The following is an 18,434-nucleotide window of genomic DNA, read 5'->3' as shown; positions in this document are numbered from 1 at the left end:
CACCGGCAACGGCGTGGCGCCGCTAGAGGCGGTGCCACCACTCCCCGTCCTCGCTGACGGGCTCGATCCCCGACACATCCAGTTGCGCCAGCCAATGGCGGACGGTCTGGCCCTCGATCGTCAGGTCCGGGGCCAGTTCAGCCAGCGGCATCAGGACGAAGGCGCGCTCGCGGATGCGCGGATGCGGCAACGTCAATGTGGGTGTCTGGATGCTGGACTGCCCATAGGCCAGCACATCGATATCGATCGTGCGCGGTCCCCATCGCTCCACGCGCACACGCTTCAGCCGCGCCTCCAGCCGCAATGCCAGATCAAGCAAAGATTGTGGTTCAAGAGTTACTTCCAACTCTGCACAGGCATTCATAAATTCCGGCTGGTCTAGCTTGCCCCATGGGGGCGTGCGGTAGAGGCGCGATGCCTTTGTGACGCTGACGCCCATCGTATCGTCGAGCAGCCGAAGCGCCTCCGCCATCGTCGCGGCCGGGTCGCCCATATTGCCGCCAAGGCCGATCTGAGCCCGGGTCATGTCGCCGCCCCGCCGACATCGAGGTCGCCATCGCGTACAGCGTCGAGGACGGCGTCGACGACGCGCAGCGCATCGCGGTTTGCCTGCACCGCATGGACGCGGAAAATGCGCGCACCCCGCTCACGAAGGAGAACGCTGGTGGCCGCCGTCGCGATGTCGGCCTCCGGGTCCTCCCTGCCGATCGCGCCCCGCACGAAACGCTTGCGGGATGTGCCCACCAGCAGAGGAAGCCCCAGCGCCGCCAGTTCGCTTAAGCGAGCCATCAGCGCCATGTTCTCGTCGCGCTCCTTGGCAAAGCCGAAACCCGGGTCCCACACCAGGCGGCTGCGCTCCACCCCCGCGGCCGTGACGATCTCTATGGAGCGATTGTAGAAAAAGAACTGGTCTTCGATGACGTCGGGCAGCTTTTCCCGCTCGCGCCCCGTATGCATCAGGCACATGCCGGCGCCGGTCCGGGCCGCGACATGGGCGATATCCGGCTGCTTCTGGGCGCCGAACACGTCGTTGATGATGTGGGCGCCGGCGGCGACCGCCCGCTCGGCGGTCTGCGCGCGGTAGGTATCGACAGAGACGAGACAGTCGCTGGCCCGGACGAGCGCCTCTATGACGGGCAGGATACGCGCCTGCTCTTCCTCCGGCGTCACGGGCGTTGCGCCCGGCCGGGTGGATTCCCCGCCGATGTCGATGATGTCCGCGCCCTGCTCCACCATCTGCAATGCCGCCTCGACCGCCCGCTCGACGCTTCCGCCAAAACGACCGCCATCCGAAAAACTGTCCGGCGTGACATTGAGGATACCCATGATGCGGGCGGGCCCCGAAAGGTCGAGCGAGCGCCCATGCGCGACATGCCAGACAGGATTTTCCAGAGGCAGAACCGTCATTTATCGTCACCCCCCATTAACGATCCCGGCAATCTGATCGCCCATTTGGACCCCGGCGCTTCGTAACCGGAGTTCGATGCGCTAACTTTTGCGCGTGATGCAGCAAGCCACGGCAGGAGTCGATACGTGAAGACAGCATTCGTACTCCTGATAGCGGCGCCGCTTGCCTTCGGCGCCCTGCCCGCCACCGCCGCCGACATTCGTGTGCATACCACGTATTTCACCGTCACCGGCAGCACGCTCGAGCAGTTGGATGCCGCCCTGGCCCGCCACGGGCCGCTGGCCGGCGGCGGTGATGCCGGCCACCCCGGGGCAACCTCCGTCACCTTCGACGGCCATGTCGCCTATGTGCCGACGGACACCGGCTGCCGCCTGGGCGATGCCCGTTTCATGCTGGATGTCGAGGTGATCCTTCCACGCTGGAAGAAACCGCGAAAGCCGGATCCCGACACGGTCCTGATCTGGGAGACGCTGGAACGTGACGTGAAGCGCCACGAAGAACGCCATGCCGAGATCGCCGTCACCTATGTCAAACGCATGGAGATGGCCGTGCGCAATCTCGGTACGCGGCGCACCTGCAAGCAGCTCGAAGACGCCGTCGCGGCGACGACGCAGCGCTACCTCGCCGAGCATGAAAGCGAACAGCAGGCCTTCGACCGGCAGGAGGCGCGCGAGATGGATTTCAGGCTGAAGCGGCAGTTGCGCGACCGCCTGCGCGCCGGGTCGGACTGAAGGCCCGGCGCCTCAACCCTGGCGCGTGGGAACGTGCAGCACCAGCCCCGCGAGCTCAGGTGCGATCCGGATCTGGCACGACAACCTGGAGTTGGGCCGGACATCGTAGGCGAAATCCAGCATATCCTCTTCCATGACTTCCGGGCCCGGAAGGGAATCGACGAAAGCCTCGTCGACATAAACATGGCACGTCGCACAGGCGCATGCGCCGCCGCAATCGGCATCGATGCCGGGGATGTCGTGGCGAATTGCCGCCTGCATGGCGCTTGCGCCGTCGGCGGCCTCGACGGGATAGCGTGTACCGTCAGGGGAAACGAAGGTGATCTCGGTCATGGGCATGGGTTTGGACCGGCGCTCACGCCGGAGTCAATCGGCCTTTGCACGGTGGCTCAATCCAGAGATTTCAGGAAGCGTGCCGTCGTCTCGAGATCGTCCATGAATGCAGCGTAGGCGCCAGCGTACCGGTCGTCGCCTGCAAGCGCCAGTTCGGCCGCGCTTTCGGCAACGGCGAATGCGCCGACATGGCGGCCGGCTCCACGGATCGCACAGGCCATCTGACGCACCTCGTCACGCGTGGCGTGCGGCGCACGCTGGATGATCAACGCAACCTGCGAGCGCAGAAGCGCCAGCACGTCGCGTTCGATCTGTCGGTCGCCCCCCGTCTTCTGAGACAGGAAGACAAGGTCGACCGGACGTGTCCGCGATGGACGCGGCTCGGTCGGCACGGCCGGTATGGGCAAAATACGTTTCAGGGCAGTGGCACTACGCGTCATGGCTCTACTTCCTCGACGGCGACCCGATAAGGCAGCTTGCGCCACCCCCTTGTAATTTTTGGTAAATCGCCTTTGACTTCATCCTGCCGTGGGAAAACGGACCGATTTGCGGCCGGATCCCCTTCGGGGGCCCCGACTTGGCGGAATGGTAAACAAGGCGGTAACGGCTAACGCATTGACGCATAAGGCGCGTGGCCCCGGATCGGTGGCTTTTGGCGAGCGGCGTTAACCTTATGTTCAGACTTTGGGCAGGCCTTCCGCTTTTGCGGTTCCCAACGATGGGGGGCCTCTCTACCATAGACTCGCGGTATTGCCCTTTTTTCGCGCGCTTCGTGATGAAAGGGACCGTTTCGCGCATCGGTCCGGGAGGCCGTTGAGCGGATGTGACTTCACGAAGTAAGGCGGCGCAGTATGTCGAAGATCAAAACGGTCGAGCTTTCCGACGAAGCGATGATCGAGCTGGAACTCGAAGAAGCGTTCCGTGATGCCGATTTCTCCGACCAGGCCCCCGCACCGCCCACGGCCGCCGGCAACGCTGCCGCGGCCGCCGATGCGGACGACGGCGATTTCGACTTCGTCTTCGATGAATTCGACCGCACCATAAAGGAGGCGGCCTCGGCCTTCTCCGAACAGCCGCCCGAGGCCGAGGCTGCTGTTGTTGCCACCGACGAAGCGCCCGGCGCGTTCGACGAAGAGCTGGCCGAATTCGACTGGGAATCCGATATAGAGCCGGTTGGCGCCGGCCGGCCGGACGCACCGGACACCATCACCGACCAGGACGGGCTCTTCGATGTCGGTGCACCCGCCTATGTCGCTGGAACCGCCGCCGCGGCGGGTGCCGCCGCCGGAGCCTCGCGGCCCCGCCCGGAACCGTCGCGTACGCGCGTGGAGACCCCGCCCTACCAACAGAATGCCGCCAATGACGAGCGGCGCTCCGCGCCCGTCATGGCCGATGGAATGCTCGGCCGCCGTTCCTCCAGCCGCCCGGTGCTACTGGGCGGCCTCGGCGGCATCGCCTGGCTGGGCCTTGCCAGCGTTTCGGCGTTCGGGCTGTTCGGCGGCCAGGGCCTGACCGGCCAGAACGCCTTGAACGCCTCCGCCGCGTTCATCGCCGGCGGGGTGCTGCCAGCCTTCATGATCTTCGGCTTCGGCGTCATGGTCCGTCGCATGCAGGATCTGCGGCTGATGAGCCGCTCCCTCGCGGAGGTGGCTCTGCGCCTCGGGGATACGGCCCAGCAACGGCAGGCCGATTTTGCCACGCCTGCCACCGTGCTGCCGGCCGACCAGATCGCCGCGCTGGAGCGGCGCATCGCCGACGAGGTCGCGGCACTGGAACGCACATTCGCCGACAATGAGGTGCGCGTGCGCGGCCTGGTCGGGGAGTTGAGCTCCGAGCGCGATGCCATGCTCAACCACGCCGAACAGGTGCGCGCGCTGCTGATCGGCTCGCATCAGCGCCTGTCCAACGATGTGGAGGGCGCTTCCGAACACGCAGCGGAGCGCATCGAGGCCGCGGCGCAGAGCTTTACCGCCCTGCTGGACGACCGCACCAACGAGATCTCCCGCCGCTATGAAGACCAGGGACGCCAGCTCGCCGACTTCTTCACCGAGCAGAGCCAGTCCACCCAATCGGCGCTGAATGCGACGGGCGAGGAACTGGCGCGACGGATCGCCTCGACCGCCGATGAGGCCGGCGCACGCCTGCAGCAGGCCACCGAAGCCGTAAACCGCCTGATCGAGGAACGGTCGGGCGAGCTGGAGCGGCGCGCCGAAGAGCTGACGCGCGGCGCCACGGAGCTGAGCGACCGGGTTCACGGCGCGATCACCAGCGCCAACGAGCGTATCGCAGAGGCGCTGCGGGTCGGATCCGAAAGCTGGACGGTGGACAACACGCTCTTCCTCACCTCCCTGGAGGCCATGCTGGCCGAGAAGGCGGATCGGATCAGCGCCGAGGAAGCGGGGTTCACTGCCCGCATCACCGGCTCCATGGAAGAGCGCCTCGGCGTCCTCAACCAGGAGGTCGATCGTTTCCTGTCCATGATCGACGACCGTTTCGACGAAAAGATGCTTCGCACTTCGCTCCTGCTGGAGGGCAAGGGCGAGGATATCCTCGAACGGTTCGAGCAGCGCCTGATCCATCTGGAGGCCGTTCTCGACCGCCATGGCCAACCCCTCGTGGAGACTCTCGGCCAGCATGTCGGCGCCATCGAAAGCTCGATCGAGCGGATGGACACTTCGCTCGCCGGCGGCGTCGAGCGCATCGGCCGCTCGGTCGACGAGGAAAGCGAGAAGCTGGGCCGCGCCTTTGCCGAGGGCCAGGCCAGCTTTGCGGCGCGCGCTTCGGACGCCCTGTCACGCGCCGAGGCCGTGTTCGAGAAGCGGTCGGGCGAAATCCAGGCTCTGTTGGACGAGCGCACCGGCAACTTCGACATGCTGGCGGTGGAGCGCATCAGCGACATCGAAACCTCGCTCGCTTTCGCGCAGCAGACGCTGTCTTCCGCCATGGACGAGCGCAGCGCAGCGGTGACGACATCCATCGAGACCGGTATCGAGAAACTGTCCGAGCTGCTGTCCAGCCTGGACGAGCGGATGCTGGACGATTTCGACGACCGCTCGCGCCAGCTTGCGGGCCGCATCGGCGAGCGCGTGGAGCTTATCACGGCGACCCTTTCGGAACGCGTCTCCGGCCTCGACACCTCGCTCGCCACGGCGCGCGAGACGATGGTTTCGACGCTGGACCAGCACAGCAATGCGCTGACCGGCGCGATCGACCGCAATGTCGACCGCCTGGCCATGCTGCTGGAGGATGTCGACGGTCGCCTCATGCGCGGCTTCGAAGGCAAGACGGAAGTGCTTGCCGACAAGATCGGGGAGCGCTCGCGCGAGATCATCAACCTCGTCGAGGAAAATCGCGAGCTCCTGGAAAGCGGGCTGGAACAGCGCATTGGCCTCATCGCCTCGCTTCTGGACGAGCGTCGCAACGCCATCACCCTCTTCATCGAGGAAGGCGCCAAATCTCTCGCGGCCTCGCTCGACGGCGAAGCCACGCGCCTCTACGAGAACATGGATGCGCGTGCCCGCGCCATCTCGGACGAGATCTCCCGCAGCATGTCCGGCGGGGAAGAAGCGCTGGAAACGGCCGGGCGTCGCATCATCGATACGCTCGAGAAACAAAGCCACGCAATCGACATCGATGCCATCCGCCGGCTCGAGGCGGCGCTGGCGCGTTCCGAGGACGACAGGCAGGCCCTGGCCGACAGGCTGGCGGAACACGCGGTCCGCATGGAAGCGGGCTTCGAAGGGATGTTCGACAGCGTTGTCGCCGAACTCGGCGCCAAGGTGGACCTGCTGCGCGATACGGTGGAAACCTCGCGGCAAAGCCTTCTTGCCGATATCGATCGCTCTGCCGGCTCGCTGTCCCGCCACCTCGAGGACGGCAACCGCAATTTCACGGCCGGCGTGGAAAGCTCCGCGGCGCAGGCCGTCAGCGAGATCGAGACGGCCCTGCAGACCCTCATGTCCGGGATCGAGGCCCGTACGGCACAGCTTCGCAGCGCCGGTGGCGATCTGAAGGGCGGCTTCATGCAGGGGCTGGATGAGCGGCTCTTTGCCATCCGCAGCCTGTTCGACGGCTCAAACTCCAGCTTCTTCGCCGACCTGGACGAAAAGGCCGCCTTGTTGTCGACCGAGCTGTCGCGCAACAATGCCGACATCGCACAGACGCTCGACGAGCGCGTCGCCGAACTGCGCGCCGCCTTCTCAGAGGCCGACGAACGGCTGGGCAAGGCGCTGGAGAACCGCCAGCGCGAGTTCGAGACCGTCCTTGCCGCCGGCACGGACAACATCAACAGCTTCTTCGAGGAGCGCACCACCTCCATGTCGGAGACGCTGGATCGCGGCCTTGCCAATGTGGAAAGGACGCTCACCGGCCGCACCACGCAGATTGCCGAGGCCGTGCGCGACTCCATCCTGGGCGCGACGGGCCAGATGATCCGCGATGCTTCCGCCGCCCGCGGCGAGCTGGACGAGCAGGCAAGCCGCTTCACCACAAGCGTCGAACAACTCGGCGCCGCGCTGGCCGCTTCCAGCGAGGAAGCCCATTCGCGCCTGTCCGGCGAGCTGGAGCGCCTTGCGGCCGAAGTGGAAGCGGCCACCGGACGCCTGCGCACCACGGCCGAGGAAACGCGCCAGAGCCTTACCGGAGACAATCAGCAGTTCGTCACGCATCTGGCCGGCGCTTCGCTTGCCATGCGCACGGAGGCCGAAAGCGCCCGCGAGAAGCTGGCCTCGATGGCCGGCGAATTCGTGCAGAGCCTCGACTCCCTGGCCGGGCAGTTCCGCGTCGAAACCGAAAGCGCCCGTGGCCAGCTGGCCGAGGAAGCCGGGGCGCTGGCGGAAACCATACGCTCTGCCGGTGCCATGCTGACGGATGTCGGGGGCGCCTCGCGCGACTCCCTGTCGCAGAATGCGCGCCAGATGGCGCAGGGCGTGGAAGAAGCCGCCCGCATGCTGAACCAGAAGGTCGAGGCGATCCGCCGCGAACTGGCCGAGCAGTCCGTCGACATGACGGGCGACATGGACCGGGTGGCCGAGCGCGTCCGCGCCATCGCCACGGAGGCCCGCGAGACGCTGGGCGACGGTGCCTCCAGGATGCTGGACGGCATTGCCGATGCCATGGAAACCATGGATGGCCGTGCGCAGACGCTGCGCAACGACCTCGAGGAGCGGACCCGGGATTTCGCCACCTTCATGGACGGTCTTGCCGCATCCATCGGCCAGGAGATCGGCAAGGTGGGCGGCACGCTGCGCGGCGAAGCCGAGGAAACCTCGCGCTTTATCTCCACCAAGCTGGTCGACGACGCGCGTCAGGCGCATGAAATTCTGCTGAGCAACACGGGGGACATCTCCACTGCGCTGGCCGGCGTCTCGACCGCCATCCGGCTCGAAGCGGACCGCGCACGGGACCAGGTGTTCGACGCGACCAGCGCCTTCGCGGAAGAGCTGACCCGCAGGGTGGAAGCCAACGAGACGGCCCTTGCCGGCCGCGCGGCCGACCTTGGCGCGGCCTTCGCGGAGCGCGTCCAGGAACTGGAAGAGATGCTGGGGCGCCGAAACGCCGAGATCGCCCGTCTGCTCGACGAGGAGGCGCGGCCCCTGCTCGACCGTCTTTCGGAAGATGGCAACAGCCTGGCGGCATCCATCGGTGAAAGCGCCCGCAGCGCGGCCGAGCGCCTGCAGCAGGAAAACTCCGCGCTTCTGGCCTCCTTCACGCGGCATGCCCACAAACTGGTCGAGGAGATCTCCTCGTCGTCCTCGCAGGTTGCCGGCGAGCTCGAGCGCCGCACGAAGGATGCCGCGGGCGTCGTCAACGAGGCCCAGGAGAACCTGGTACTCGAGGTCGGCCAGTTGATCCAGCGCATCGGCAATGTGAGCGGCATGCTGGGCAAGCTGGTCGGCGAGGCCACGGGCGAACTGTCGGCTGTGGAAAAGACGTTCACCGAGACCGCCGACCGCTTCACCAGCGGCACGGACAAGGCCGTATCGGTGATCGAGAATTCCAGCAGCCGCTTCGACGACAACATCCAGCGGCTCGACGTCCTGTCGGCAGAATCCGCCGGGCGTGTCGACGCCATCGCAGGGCGCCTTGCGGAGCAGAGCGAGGTTCTGCAGGAAGCCGCCCGGCTTCTGGAGCAGTTGCAGACCGGCATGGACCATTCTCTGCAGGAGAAGCGCGAAGGTCTGGAAGCCCTTGCCAAGGGCCTTTCGGACCGCTCCGGCGAAATCGCCGAGACGGTGCGCGGCCTGGAAGAGATCGTCAGCCGCCGCATAGAGGCGACGCAGCGCAACTCCGCGACCGCGGTGGACAAGGTGCGCGAGGCGCTGGCCAGTGCGCTGGATGACGCCAACCGCCGCTTCATGCAGGCCACCGAAGAGATGCGGCACACCGCCTCCGGCCTCAAGGAAGAGCTGGATTCGACCCGGCAAGAACTCAGGCGCGGCGTTTTCGAGCTGCCCGAGGAAGCCAAGCAGAGCACGCAGGCCATGCGCCGCGCGGTATCCGACCAGATCCGCGCCCTCAAGGAACTCGGAGAGATCGTCTCGCAGTCGGGCCGCGCGCTGGACGTCCGTCCCGCCCGCTCACCGCAGCAGGCAGCGCAGCCGCAGCGCGAGGCCGTGGTGGCCCCGCGTCAGCAGCCGGTTGCCGAACCGCGCGTGCAGGCCAGGGCACAGGAAGAGCAGCAGGAGCGCCGGGCCGTCGGCTCGTTCCAGGCGGAGGGCAATCTCGCACGCGACATGCGCGGCACGGTAGAGCCCGCCCGCCCGGTGGAGAGCGCCTATCCTGCCCGTCCGGCGGCGCCGGCCGCGGGCGCCCCGAAAGGCCGCAGCTGGGTGTCCGACCTGATCCGTCGTGCGTCCGCCGAAGAGGAAGCGGCCGCGGCAGCCCAGTCGGACGAGCTGGAATCCGCACTCAACGCCGCCTTCGAAGCCGACCAGCCGGAGCCGGCGGCGCCGGCGGCACGCAATCCCGCCCACGTCGTCGAATCCCTGAACTCCCTGTCGGTCGAGATCGTCCGGGCCATCGACCATGACGCCTCGGTCGAGCTTTGGGACAAGTATCGCCGCGGCGAGAAGAACGCCTTCACGCGCCGCCTCTACACGATGAAGGGCCAGGAAACCTTCGACGAAATCCGCCGCAAGTACCACCGGGAACAGGAGTTCCGTCATGCGGTGGACCGCTATATCGGCGATTTCGAAGCCATGATGAACGACCTGCGCAAGCGCGAGCCGGATGGGCAGCGGGTGCGCGAATACCTGACGTCGGACACGGGCAAGGTCTACACCATGCTGGCCCACGCCTCCGGCCGCTTCGGCCAGGCCTGAAGCCGCCGCGCATGAAAAAGGCCCCCGCCAGAACATGGCGGGGGCCTTTTCGTATCGGCAGGGTTGCCTCTGTCGCTAGCGTTTGATGCCGTTCAACTCGCCCACGATATCGGCAAGGAAGGGCACGAAGTCGTCGCCGCGCCCGATAGCCTCCGCCGTGGCGTAGGAATTCTTCACGGCGCTCGAAACATGGCTTGCGATGCCACTCTCATTGGCCAGCGACACCAGGTAACGCGTATCCTTGTGCGCGTTGCGCAGGGTAAATTTGTGGGCTTCACGGTCGCCCCCGACGACGTATTTCATGAAGGTCTGGTAGAAGCCGCAATCCATGCGTCCGCCGCTGATGACCTCATGAAAGGTCTGCGCCGAGACACCGGATTTCGCCCCGATGGCCAGCGCCTCTGCGTAGAGTGCGGCGTAGCCCAGCGAAACGAAATTGTTGAGCAGCTTCATCGTATGGCCCGAAGCGACGTCGCCCGTGCGTACGATACGGCCGGACCAGCAGTCGACCACCGGGCGGATATGCTCGAACGTCTCGTCGTCCGCCCCCACCATCGAATCCAGCGTACCGGCCCAGGCCTCGACGGGCGTCCGGCTAAGCGGGGCATCGGCGAAGCGAAGGCCGGCGGCAGCCGCCATGGCGGCGATGCGGCGTGTCGACACCGGATTGGAGGTGGAGGAATCGATGATCGTGGTGCCGGGACGCGCATGGGCCAGAATGCCGTCTCCCCCCAGGACCGTCTCCTCGACCTGGGGTGAGCCCGGCAGGCACAGCACGATGACGTCGCACTGCCGCGCCAGATCGGCTACGGAAGCGGCTTCCCGCGCACCGCGTGCGACAAGATCCTCGATCGCCTCGCGCTTGCGGTTTGCCAGCCCCACGAGCGGGTAGCCGGCCTCCAATATGTTCTTGGCCATGCCATGGCCCATGTAGCCGAGGCCGATAAAGCCGATGGTCAGGTTCTTGTCGTCTGCCGTCACTCCGTTCCCTCCCTCGAAATAACGCTCCCGTTCAGGCGACCTGGGCGAACCATCCCACGATTTCCGCGGAGATTCGCTCGAAGGCGCCGTTCAAGCCTGCGATCAGCGCCGCGTTGCCCTGGCCGGCAATGGCCTCGGACACCGTGAAGACGCGCGTGGCGCGGACCGTGCCCGTCTTGTCGTCGAGCGCGGTAACCGCAATCGCGATCTTGGCGACGGGCTGCCCGGTCTCGTAGGATATCTCGAAGTTCCGAATATTCGTGACGACCTGGTAGTCGATGGCCAGGCCCTGGCCCGGCACACCGACGGCGCTGAAGCGGCCCGAATTCTGGAACGCCTGGACAAGGCGGAGCTGTACGAGGCGTGGAAGCCTGTCGCTCCACTGGCTTTGGCCGAGATACTCGACCGTCAATGGCGCCGGCATGACCACGACCCGCTCGCTGTCCAGCGTGCCCGTTGTCGTCGGCTCCGGGACGAGGATCTGCGACCGCTGGACACGCGCGGAGCCACCGACCCCGGCAGGCGCGGTCAGATCGAAGGTCTGCGGCGGCGGCGAAAGCGAAGCGCAGCCGGCCAACGTCGCGGCAAGCGCCGCCGGAAGCAGCGATCTGGCAAAAAGCGTCATCGTCCGTGTCTCCCCGATCCTCATCGACGGTTCCGCCCGTCGAACTCACGCACCTGCCCCGATCCCGTCCCACCATAGATGATGCGGCTCGGGTTGTTGGCGAGGTTGGTAATTGCCCTCTCGATCCGTGTGATCGCCCCGGAAGCGTCCCGCACCAGTGTGCGCACGTCGTTGAGGCCCTGGCCCGAGAAGCTTTGCAGGTTGGCGGCGATGGGCCCGATATTGGCGCGGACGATGTCCGCCGTCTGGCGGATCGACTGCAGCGTGGCGCGCGCCTCGGCCGTCAGGCCCTGCCCGTCCGGGCTGTTGACGATGCCGTTCACCGAATTCAGGATCGTCTGCACCTGCTGGGAAGCGGTGCGCAGGTTTTCCGTCACGTCCTGCGTGTTGGAAATGATGCTGTCGATATCTTCCCGGCGATTGCCGATATCGCGCGCGACCCCGCCGACGGCATCGGCGGCGCTGGCGATATTGGCCGTTGCCGCCGTTATGTCGTTGAAGGCTTGCGAAACGTCGTCCGCATCGATGCCGGCGATCAGTTCGTCGATCTGCGCGCGGGTGCCGTTGATACCGTTAAGCGCCGTATTGAGCGACGACAGCACCGTCTGCGTGCCGCCGAAGATCGAGCTGAGCGCACCGGACTGCGCGTTGAGCGCGTCGGCGAAGCCGCGGACGCCGTCGACCGTGGCGCGAACCTGCGCCGGATCGATCGCGCTGATCAACTGCTCGGCCGATTCCAGCGTCGTGTCCAGGCGGCCGGCGACGCTTTGCGCCTGCGTGGAGATCGGCCCCAGCGACGCCATGAACTGCTCCACCGAAGGCATGTTGTTGCTGATCGTCTCGCCCACCGCGCCGAAGCTGCGGGCCGCCGTCGACACGCTTTCGATGGCGGCGGAGAAGTTGCCTGTCTGCTCGCGTACGGACTGGGTGATCGCCGCGACGTTCTCGATGGAGGCGTTGACGGATTCGACGTTGAGCGCGGTGATGAATTCGGACGCCCTGTCGATCAGGTCGGGGAGGCGCAAGGCGACGGCGTTGGCGCTTTCCGACAGGCGGCCGAGGCTGGCGACGAAATCGGGTATCTGGTCCGCGTTGGCGGCAAGGCTTGCGGTGAACTCCTCCACATGCTCGGAGGTCGAGGCGATGTTGCCCGCCGTGGTGCGCACGGCCGGCCCGATCTCCTGCACCAGGGATTCGAACTCGCCGAGAATGTTGTTGGCGCGTTCGGAAATATCGCGTGCCGTGGCCAGGATGTCCGTCACATCGGACGCATTCGCCCGGATCACCGGCGTCACACCTTCGCGCATGGCGGATTCGATGATGTTGCGGTCGTTGACGTTGCCGCCGCTCAGGCCGACGAAGCTGACGCCGGTCAGGCCCTGGGAGCCCAGCGAGGCCGTGGTGGAGGTGGTGATGGGCGTGGTCCGGTCCACCTGCGTCGTGGCGATGACCACACGCGGATTGTTGGGGTCGATCCGGAGGTTGGTGACCACGCCGACGGCAAGGCCGTTGAACAGCACCTGGCTGCCGACGGAAAGGCCGGAGACCGAGCCGTCGATGCGGACGAGCAGCGGTACGCGCCGGTTGGAATCCGAGATATTCGCCGACCAGTAGATAAAGCCGAAGCTCAGCGCCAGGATCAGCAGGGTGAAGACACCGACCAGAATGTAGTTTGCGCGGTTTTCCATGGGTCTCAAGCTTCTCCGTCCGCCGGGCCGGGCCGGGCCGCTTCCGCCTTCTCAGCCGGTTCGTCCTCGTCCGTCACGATGCTTCGGGCGCGCTTGCCGTGGAAGTAGCTGCGCACCCAGGGATCATCATTGTCCAGCATGGTCTGCAGGTCGCCCTCTACCAGGACCTTCTTCTTGCCGAGAACCGCAATACGGTCGCAGGCCTGGAAAAGGCTGTCGAGATCGTGCGTCACCATGTAGACGGTCAGGCCGAGCGTATCGCGCAGGGTCATGATGAGTTCGTCGAATTCGGCCGCACCGATCGGATCGAGGCCGGAGGTCGGCTCGTCGAGGAAGACGATGTCCGGGTCCAGCGCAAGAGCGCGCGCCAGGGCGGCGCGCTTTATCATGCCGCCCGAAAGCTCCGACGGGTATTTACCGGCGGCGTCGGCCGCCAGGCCGACGAGGTCGATCTTCAGCCGGGCCAGCTCTTCCATCATCCTGGGCGACATGTCGAGGTATTCGCGCATCGGCACCTGGATGTTTTCCAGCACCGTCAGCGAGGAGAACAGTGCGCCCTGCTGGAAAAGGACACCCCAACGCTGCTCCACGGACAGGCGCTCGGCGTCGCTGGCGCGCTCGTAGTCGATGCCGAACACCTCGATCGTACCGGCCTGCTTGGCGTTGAGGCCGAGGATGGTGCGCAGCAGGACCGACTTGCCTGTGCCGGATGCACCGACGAAACCGAGGATCTCGCCCCGCCGGACATCCATCGACAGCCCGTCCAGGATCGTCTTGGCGCCGAAGCGCACGGTGACGTCCCGGCAGGTGATGATCACCTCCGGCTCGCTGGCCTTATGGCCGGCCCGCGTCTCGTCCGGGCGGGGAAGGTCAGTATCCGATTGCGGCATAGAAGATCGCGAACATGGCATCCATCAGGATGACGAGGAAGATGGACTTGACGACCGAGGCTGTCACGTGAAGGCCCAGGCTTTCGGCGCTTCCGCCCACCTTCAACCCCTCCGATGCGGCGACGACGCCGATCACCATGGCCATGAAGGGCGCTTTTATGAGGCCGGCGAAGATTGTGGCCACGTCGATCGCGCCGCGCAGGCGCATCAGGAAGGCTTCCGGCGTGATGCCCGAATAGAAGAACGTCACCACCATGGCGCCCGCTATGCCCGCAAGGTCGGCGACGACGGCCAGAAGGGGCAGCACGATGACGAGGGCCACGAGGCGCGGAAAGACGAGGACGCCGATGGGATTGAGGCCGATCACCTGCAGGGCGTCGACCTCTTCGCGCATTTTCATGGAGCCGATTTCGGCGGTGATGGCGCTGCCCGAGCGGCCGGCGATCATGATCGCCGTCAGCAGCACGCCGATCTCGCGGAGCTGCAGGATGCCGACAAGGTCCACCACGAAGATCTCGGCGCCGAAGTAGCGCAACTGGAACGCGCCCTGCTGGGCGATGACGCCACCGATCAGGAAGCTCATCAACGTGATGATGGGCAGGGCGCGCACGCCCATGTGGTCCATCTGGGCAACGATGGCCGCGGGCCGAAACTGCGTCTTGCCGGTCAGCCGCCGGCCGGCGCCGTACAGGGATGCGCCGAGGATGTTGAGGCCGTCGACGAATTCGCCCGCCATGCCGACCACCCAGCGGCCGAGCCCTTCGAGCCCGTTGAGCACGACATTGCCGCGTCTCTTTTCGGGGACGGGCCGCTCCATGTCGAGCGAGCGGCGCACCGCGTCGAACAGCGCGCCATTGCCCTGCCGAAGGCCCTGGACATTGACCTCGACACCCTTTTCGGCGAAGCCGCGCTCCAGTTTTTCGATCAGCAGCGCACCGGCGGTATCCATGCGGTCGACGCGGTCGCACTTCAGCGTGATGGACTTGCCGAGATCGGACCCAAGCGTCTTGTAGACGGCGTCCTCGACGGGCCCGACCGTGCGGGCGATCCAGTCGCCCGACAGGGTCACCGCAACGCCGCCCTCCGCCTTCTCGGCGGAGATTTCCGGCTTACTTATGCTGCGCTGATCGGTCTCTTCGTCCAACATGCCGTCGCGGAAAATCCTGCCATGGGCTATCTGCTTCACCTGCCGGGAAGCGGCGCCCCCCGGGGCAGCGCAAACCGATTCTTCGTCGTCGTGACGCTACCGATAGCAATAGAGCTTGTCACCGAAGCTTCAATCACACCGATCTTAATCCGCAGAGGTTTTCATGGCGCGTCGTCTTTCGGTCACAGTAGAGCGTTTTCCACTGGCTGCGGCCTTCACCATTTCGCGCGGCTCCAAGACGGAAGCCATCGTCGTAGTGGCGACCATATCCGACGAGTTCGGCACGGGCCGCGGCGAATGCGTGCCCTATGCACGCTATGGCGAAACACCGGAATCGGTCGTGGAAGCCATGGAGACGGTCCGCGACGCGATCGAGTCCGGCATGTCGCGGCGGACGCTGTCGACGCGGCTTCCGGCCGGCGCCGCGCGCAACGCACTTGATTGCGCCCTCTGGGATCTCGAGGCCAAATCCACCGGCACGCTGGTCGAGGAAGCGATCTGCCGCCTGCCGGCGCGCCCGCTGGAGACGGCCTATACGATTTCACTGGACACGCCGTCGGCCATGGCGGCTGCCGCGGCGCGCGTCTCGCATCGCAGCCTCCTGAAGATCAAGGTGGGCGGCGAAGGCGATGCCGACCGCATGCGCGCGGTGCGCAGTGCCGCACGCAACGCCCGCCTCATCATCGACGCCAACGAGGGGTGGACGGAAGAAACGGTGCGCCAGAACCTTCTGGTCGCCGCCTCCATCGGCGCGACGGTGGTGGAACAGCCCATGCCGGCCGGTGCCGACGAAATCCTGACGCGCATTCCGCACCCCGTGCCCATCTGCGCGGACGAATCCGTCCATTCCACGATCGACCTGCAGGGCATCTGCGGCCGCTACGACTACGTCAACGTCAAGCTCGACAAGACCGGCGGCCTTACCGAAGGGGTCGCCTTCGTGCGGGAGGCGCGGCGCCTGGGTTTCGGCGTCATGGTCGGCTGCATGGTGGGCACGTCGCTTGCCATGGCCCCTGCCGTGCTGCTGGCCCAGACGGCCGACCTGGTCGATCTGGACGGGCCGCTGCTCTTGGCGCGCGACAGGCCGAACGGGCTGGTCTATGGCCCCTCCCTCGTCTCGCCGCCCGATCGCACCTTATGGGGATAAGGGGACTGTGTTTCCCCGGCGAGGGTTCTCAGGCCATGCGATCCGTTTTAAGGCAGATGGCATTTGGATCATGAACAGGGTGGCGGCTATGGAAGCCTCGGGTAAGTCTCGTCTGACGGCAGAACAGGAAGCCGAGATCGCCGCGCTGCGCGACCAACGGGCTGAAACGGCAAGGCCCGTCGCGCCCGGGCTCGAAGAGATCCTCTACAAGCCCCTGCCGGTTCTGGACCACGGCTTCGTGCGCGTCATCGACTACATGGGCACCGACGATGCCGTCGTGCAGGCGGCGCGTGTTTCCTACGGGCGGGGCACCAAGCGCGTGCAGGAGGATCGCGGCCTCATAAACTACCTGCTGCGCCACTGGCATACGACGCCATTCGAGATGGCCGAGATCAAGCTGCACGTGAAGCTGCCCATCTTCGTCGCCCGCCAATGGATCCGCCATCGCATGGCCAGCGTCAACGAGTACTCGGCACGCTACTCCGTCCTGGACCGCGAATTCTACATTCCGCAGCCGAACCACCTTGCTGCGCAGTCGGCGTCCAACCGACAGGGTCGTGGCGAGATCCTCGAGGGCGCCGAGGCGGAGGAAGTCCTCGACCTTCTGCGCAACGATGCGATGCAGGCCTACGATCATTACGCCCTGATGCTGAACGAAGGCGACGGCGAGGCGAAGCGCGAGGACAGGCAGGGTCTTGCCCGGGAGCTGGCGCGCATGAACCTGCCCCTGAACTTCTACACGCAGTGGTATTGGAAGGCCGACCTGCATAATTTCATGGGCTTCCTGCGCCTGCGGGCCGATCCGCATGCGCAGTACGAAATCCGGGCCTATGCCGACGTGATGATCGACATTCTGAAGCGCTGGGTGCCGGTAACGCACGAAGCGTTCCTGGAGCATCGCATGGGCGCTGCCCAGCTTTCCGCAACCGCCGTCAAGGTCATACGCCGCATGATCGACGGCGAGGCCGTCACCGCCGAGACGAGCGGCCTGACGAAGCGCGAATGGAGCGAACTCTGCGCCGTCCTGGAGCGGGATGCCTGAGGCGAGCCCTTTTCATTTGGCGCGTACATGCCTATATTCGCGGCGTCGGGCTTGACCCGACTATGGCGATAAACTGCCGATGAAATAAACCATTCGGACCCGGGGGCGGTACCCGGCGCCTCCACCTGAACCCCTGCCCCCGCAGGGGCTGAGGCGGGGGCGAAATAGGATCGACGAGGGTGTAAAGATCGGACTTTTGCTCGGCATGGTACCGCCGTTATCGGGCTGTTAAAATAGTTGCCAACGACAACTATGCGGAAGCACGTCTCGCCGCTTAACGCGGTGCGATAGCTTCAATTAAGCCCTGGGGGTTCGCACCTTCAGGCGGGGCCCGGAGGCGCCTGGCAACAGAAGCCTCCACTTTAATTCCCTCACGCACCGTTCGCTCATTGTGTCGCTTGCGCCCGCGACAGGACTTTCATGCGCTGCAAACTCCGGCTATGAAACGTTTGTCCAGGCTGGGGGCACCACCCCGGCCATACAAATCAGCCCGAATTATCGGGCATGTCGGTTCGAACACAGGTGGCCAATGGGTCAGGATCTTATCCGCTATGACATTCTGGCGCAGGACGCGCTACGCGGCGTGATCCGGAAGGTTCTATCCGAAGTCGTGAAGACGGGTCTTCCAGGGGAGCACCATTTCTTCATCACGTTCCTCACGTCTGCGCCGGGCGTGCGAATCTCATCCCGCCTCCGCGAAAAGTATCCGGAGCTGATGACGATCGTGATCCAGCACCAGTACTGGGACCTTTCGGTAACCGATACCGCATTCGAGATCGGTCTTTCCTTCTCCGACATTCCCGAAAGGCTTCTGATCCCATTCAGCGCCATTCGCGGCTTCTACGATCCGGCGGTCAATTTCGAACTGGAGTTCGACGTACGCGAGGTGGAGGCGGCCAACGGCCAGCCCGAGGCAACCGGGTCGGAGGCGCCGCTCGCCTCCGTGACCGAGGTACCGCTTCGCCGCCCGACCGCCGAGCCCGCGCGCGCCAAGGCCGATGCCAGGGCTTCCGAGGATGACGCAACCGGCGATGCCGAGGCCGAAGGCGACGAAGGCAACAAGCCATCCGCCGATGTCGTTTCACTGGATGCCTTCCGCAAGAAACCCTGACGAGCGCAT

At 65.7% G+C, this 18,434-nt stretch carries 14 protein-coding genes and 1 other RNA gene; 6 read left to right on the top strand and 9 right to left on the bottom strand.

The features are described 5' to 3' along the window. Nucleotides 1-22: 22 nt before the first annotated feature. Nucleotides 23-526, bottom strand: coding sequence for a 2-amino-4-hydroxy-6-hydroxymethyldihydropteridine diphosphokinase (gene folK / locus IGS74_RS09715; RefSeq protein ID WP_192391222.1), 504 nt, complete (start codon nt 524-526; stop codon nt 23-25). Beyond that, the gene (folP, locus tag IGS74_RS09710) at nt 523-1,407 is read right to left on the bottom strand and encodes a dihydropteroate synthase (RefSeq protein WP_192391221.1); all 885 of its coding nucleotides are present in this window, start codon (nt 1,405-1,407) and stop codon (nt 523-525) included. Before folP ends, folK begins: the two co-directional genes overlap by 4 nt. A 126-nt stretch (nt 1,408-1,533) precedes the next feature. On the opposite strand from folP, the gene IGS74_RS09705 reads away from it, so the two are divergent. Beyond that, a complete protein-coding gene (locus IGS74_RS09705; RefSeq protein ID WP_192391220.1) occupies nt 1,534-2,139 on the top strand; it encodes a DUF922 domain-containing protein in 606 nt (201 codons plus the stop codon). 12 nt (nt 2,140-2,151) lie between these two features. On the opposite strand, the gene IGS74_RS09700 is transcribed toward IGS74_RS09705, so the two are convergent. Further along, on the bottom strand, nt 2,152-2,472 hold the full coding sequence (locus IGS74_RS09700) for a 2Fe-2S iron-sulfur cluster-binding protein (RefSeq protein WP_192391706.1): 321 nt from the start codon (nt 2,470-2,472) through the stop codon (nt 2,152-2,154). Nucleotides 2,473-2,528: 56 nt separating this feature from the next. After that, nucleotides 2,529-2,912 carry a hypothetical protein gene (locus IGS74_RS09695; RefSeq protein WP_156122226.1) on the bottom strand — a complete coding sequence of 128 codons (384 nt, stop codon included), beginning with the start codon at nt 2,910-2,912 and terminating at the stop codon, nt 2,529-2,531. 411 nt (nt 2,913-3,323) lie between these two features. Here IGS74_RS09695 and IGS74_RS09690 point away from each other — a divergent pair, with 411 nt between their 5' ends. Continuing rightward, the gene (locus IGS74_RS09690; protein WP_192391219.1) at nt 3,324-9,794 is read left to right on the top strand and encodes a hypothetical protein; all 6,471 of its coding nucleotides are present in this window, start codon (nt 3,324-3,326) and stop codon (nt 9,792-9,794) included. Between the two features lie 75 nt (nt 9,795-9,869). Here IGS74_RS09690 and IGS74_RS09685 read toward each other — a convergent pair whose 3' ends face one another. From IGS74_RS09685 to IGS74_RS09665, 5 genes are read right to left on the bottom strand one after another with little or no spacing between them, the layout of a single operon-like run. Next, nucleotides 9,870-10,775, bottom strand: a complete 906-nt coding sequence (locus IGS74_RS09685) for an NAD(P)-dependent oxidoreductase (protein ID WP_281413061.1) — start codon at nt 10,773-10,775, stop codon at nt 9,870-9,872. 31 nt (nt 10,776-10,806) lie between these two features. Further along, complete coding sequence (locus IGS74_RS09680; protein ID WP_192391218.1) at nt 10,807-11,400, bottom strand: ABC-type transport auxiliary lipoprotein family protein; 594 nt, start codon at nt 11,398-11,400, stop codon at nt 10,807-10,809. Between the two features lie 20 nt (nt 11,401-11,420). Further along, nucleotides 11,421-13,088 (bottom strand): MlaD family protein, encoded by a 1,668-nt coding sequence (locus tag IGS74_RS09675; RefSeq protein ID WP_192391217.1) that lies wholly within the window; start codon nt 13,086-13,088, stop codon nt 11,421-11,423. 5 nt (nt 13,089-13,093) lie between these two features. Then, nucleotides 13,094-13,978, bottom strand: coding sequence for an ABC transporter ATP-binding protein (locus tag IGS74_RS09670; protein ID WP_192391216.1), 885 nt, complete (start codon nt 13,976-13,978; stop codon nt 13,094-13,096). Then, nucleotides 13,959-15,125 carry an ABC transporter permease gene (locus IGS74_RS09665; protein ID WP_039191012.1) on the bottom strand — a complete coding sequence of 389 codons (1,167 nt, stop codon included), beginning with the start codon at nt 15,123-15,125 and terminating at the stop codon, nt 13,959-13,961. Before IGS74_RS09665 ends, IGS74_RS09670 begins: the two co-directional genes overlap by 20 nt. Nucleotides 15,126-15,288: 163 nt before the next feature. On the opposite strand from IGS74_RS09665, the gene dgcA reads away from it, so the two are divergent. From dgcA to IGS74_RS09645, 4 genes are all read left to right on the top strand, one after another. Beyond that, nucleotides 15,289-16,272, top strand: coding sequence for an N-acetyl-D-Glu racemase DgcA (dgcA, locus tag IGS74_RS09660; RefSeq protein ID WP_192391215.1), 984 nt, complete (start codon nt 15,289-15,291; stop codon nt 16,270-16,272). A 70-nt stretch (nt 16,273-16,342) separates the two neighbouring features. Then, complete coding sequence (thyX, locus tag IGS74_RS09655; RefSeq protein WP_246723101.1) at nt 16,343-17,314, top strand: FAD-dependent thymidylate synthase; 972 nt, start codon at nt 16,343-16,345, stop codon at nt 17,312-17,314. Nucleotides 17,315-17,319: 5 nt separating this feature from the next. Next, nucleotides 17,320-17,676: a transfer-messenger RNA gene (gene ssrA, locus IGS74_RS09650) on the top strand. A gap of 167 nt (nt 17,677-17,843) precedes the next feature. After that, entirely contained in the window at nt 17,844-18,425 is a 582-nt protein-coding gene (locus tag IGS74_RS09645) for an SspB family protein (RefSeq protein ID WP_192391214.1), read from the top strand. Nucleotides 18,426-18,434: the final 9 nt, after the last annotated feature.

The sequence above is a fragment of the Aureimonas sp. OT7 genome (genome assembly GCF_014844055.1).
GTDB lineage: Bacteria > Pseudomonadota > Alphaproteobacteria > Rhizobiales > Rhizobiaceae > Aureimonas > Aureimonas altamirensis_A.
The sequence above is the reverse complement of the archived record's forward strand: the minus strand, read 5'-3'. Positions and strand labels throughout refer to the sequence as shown.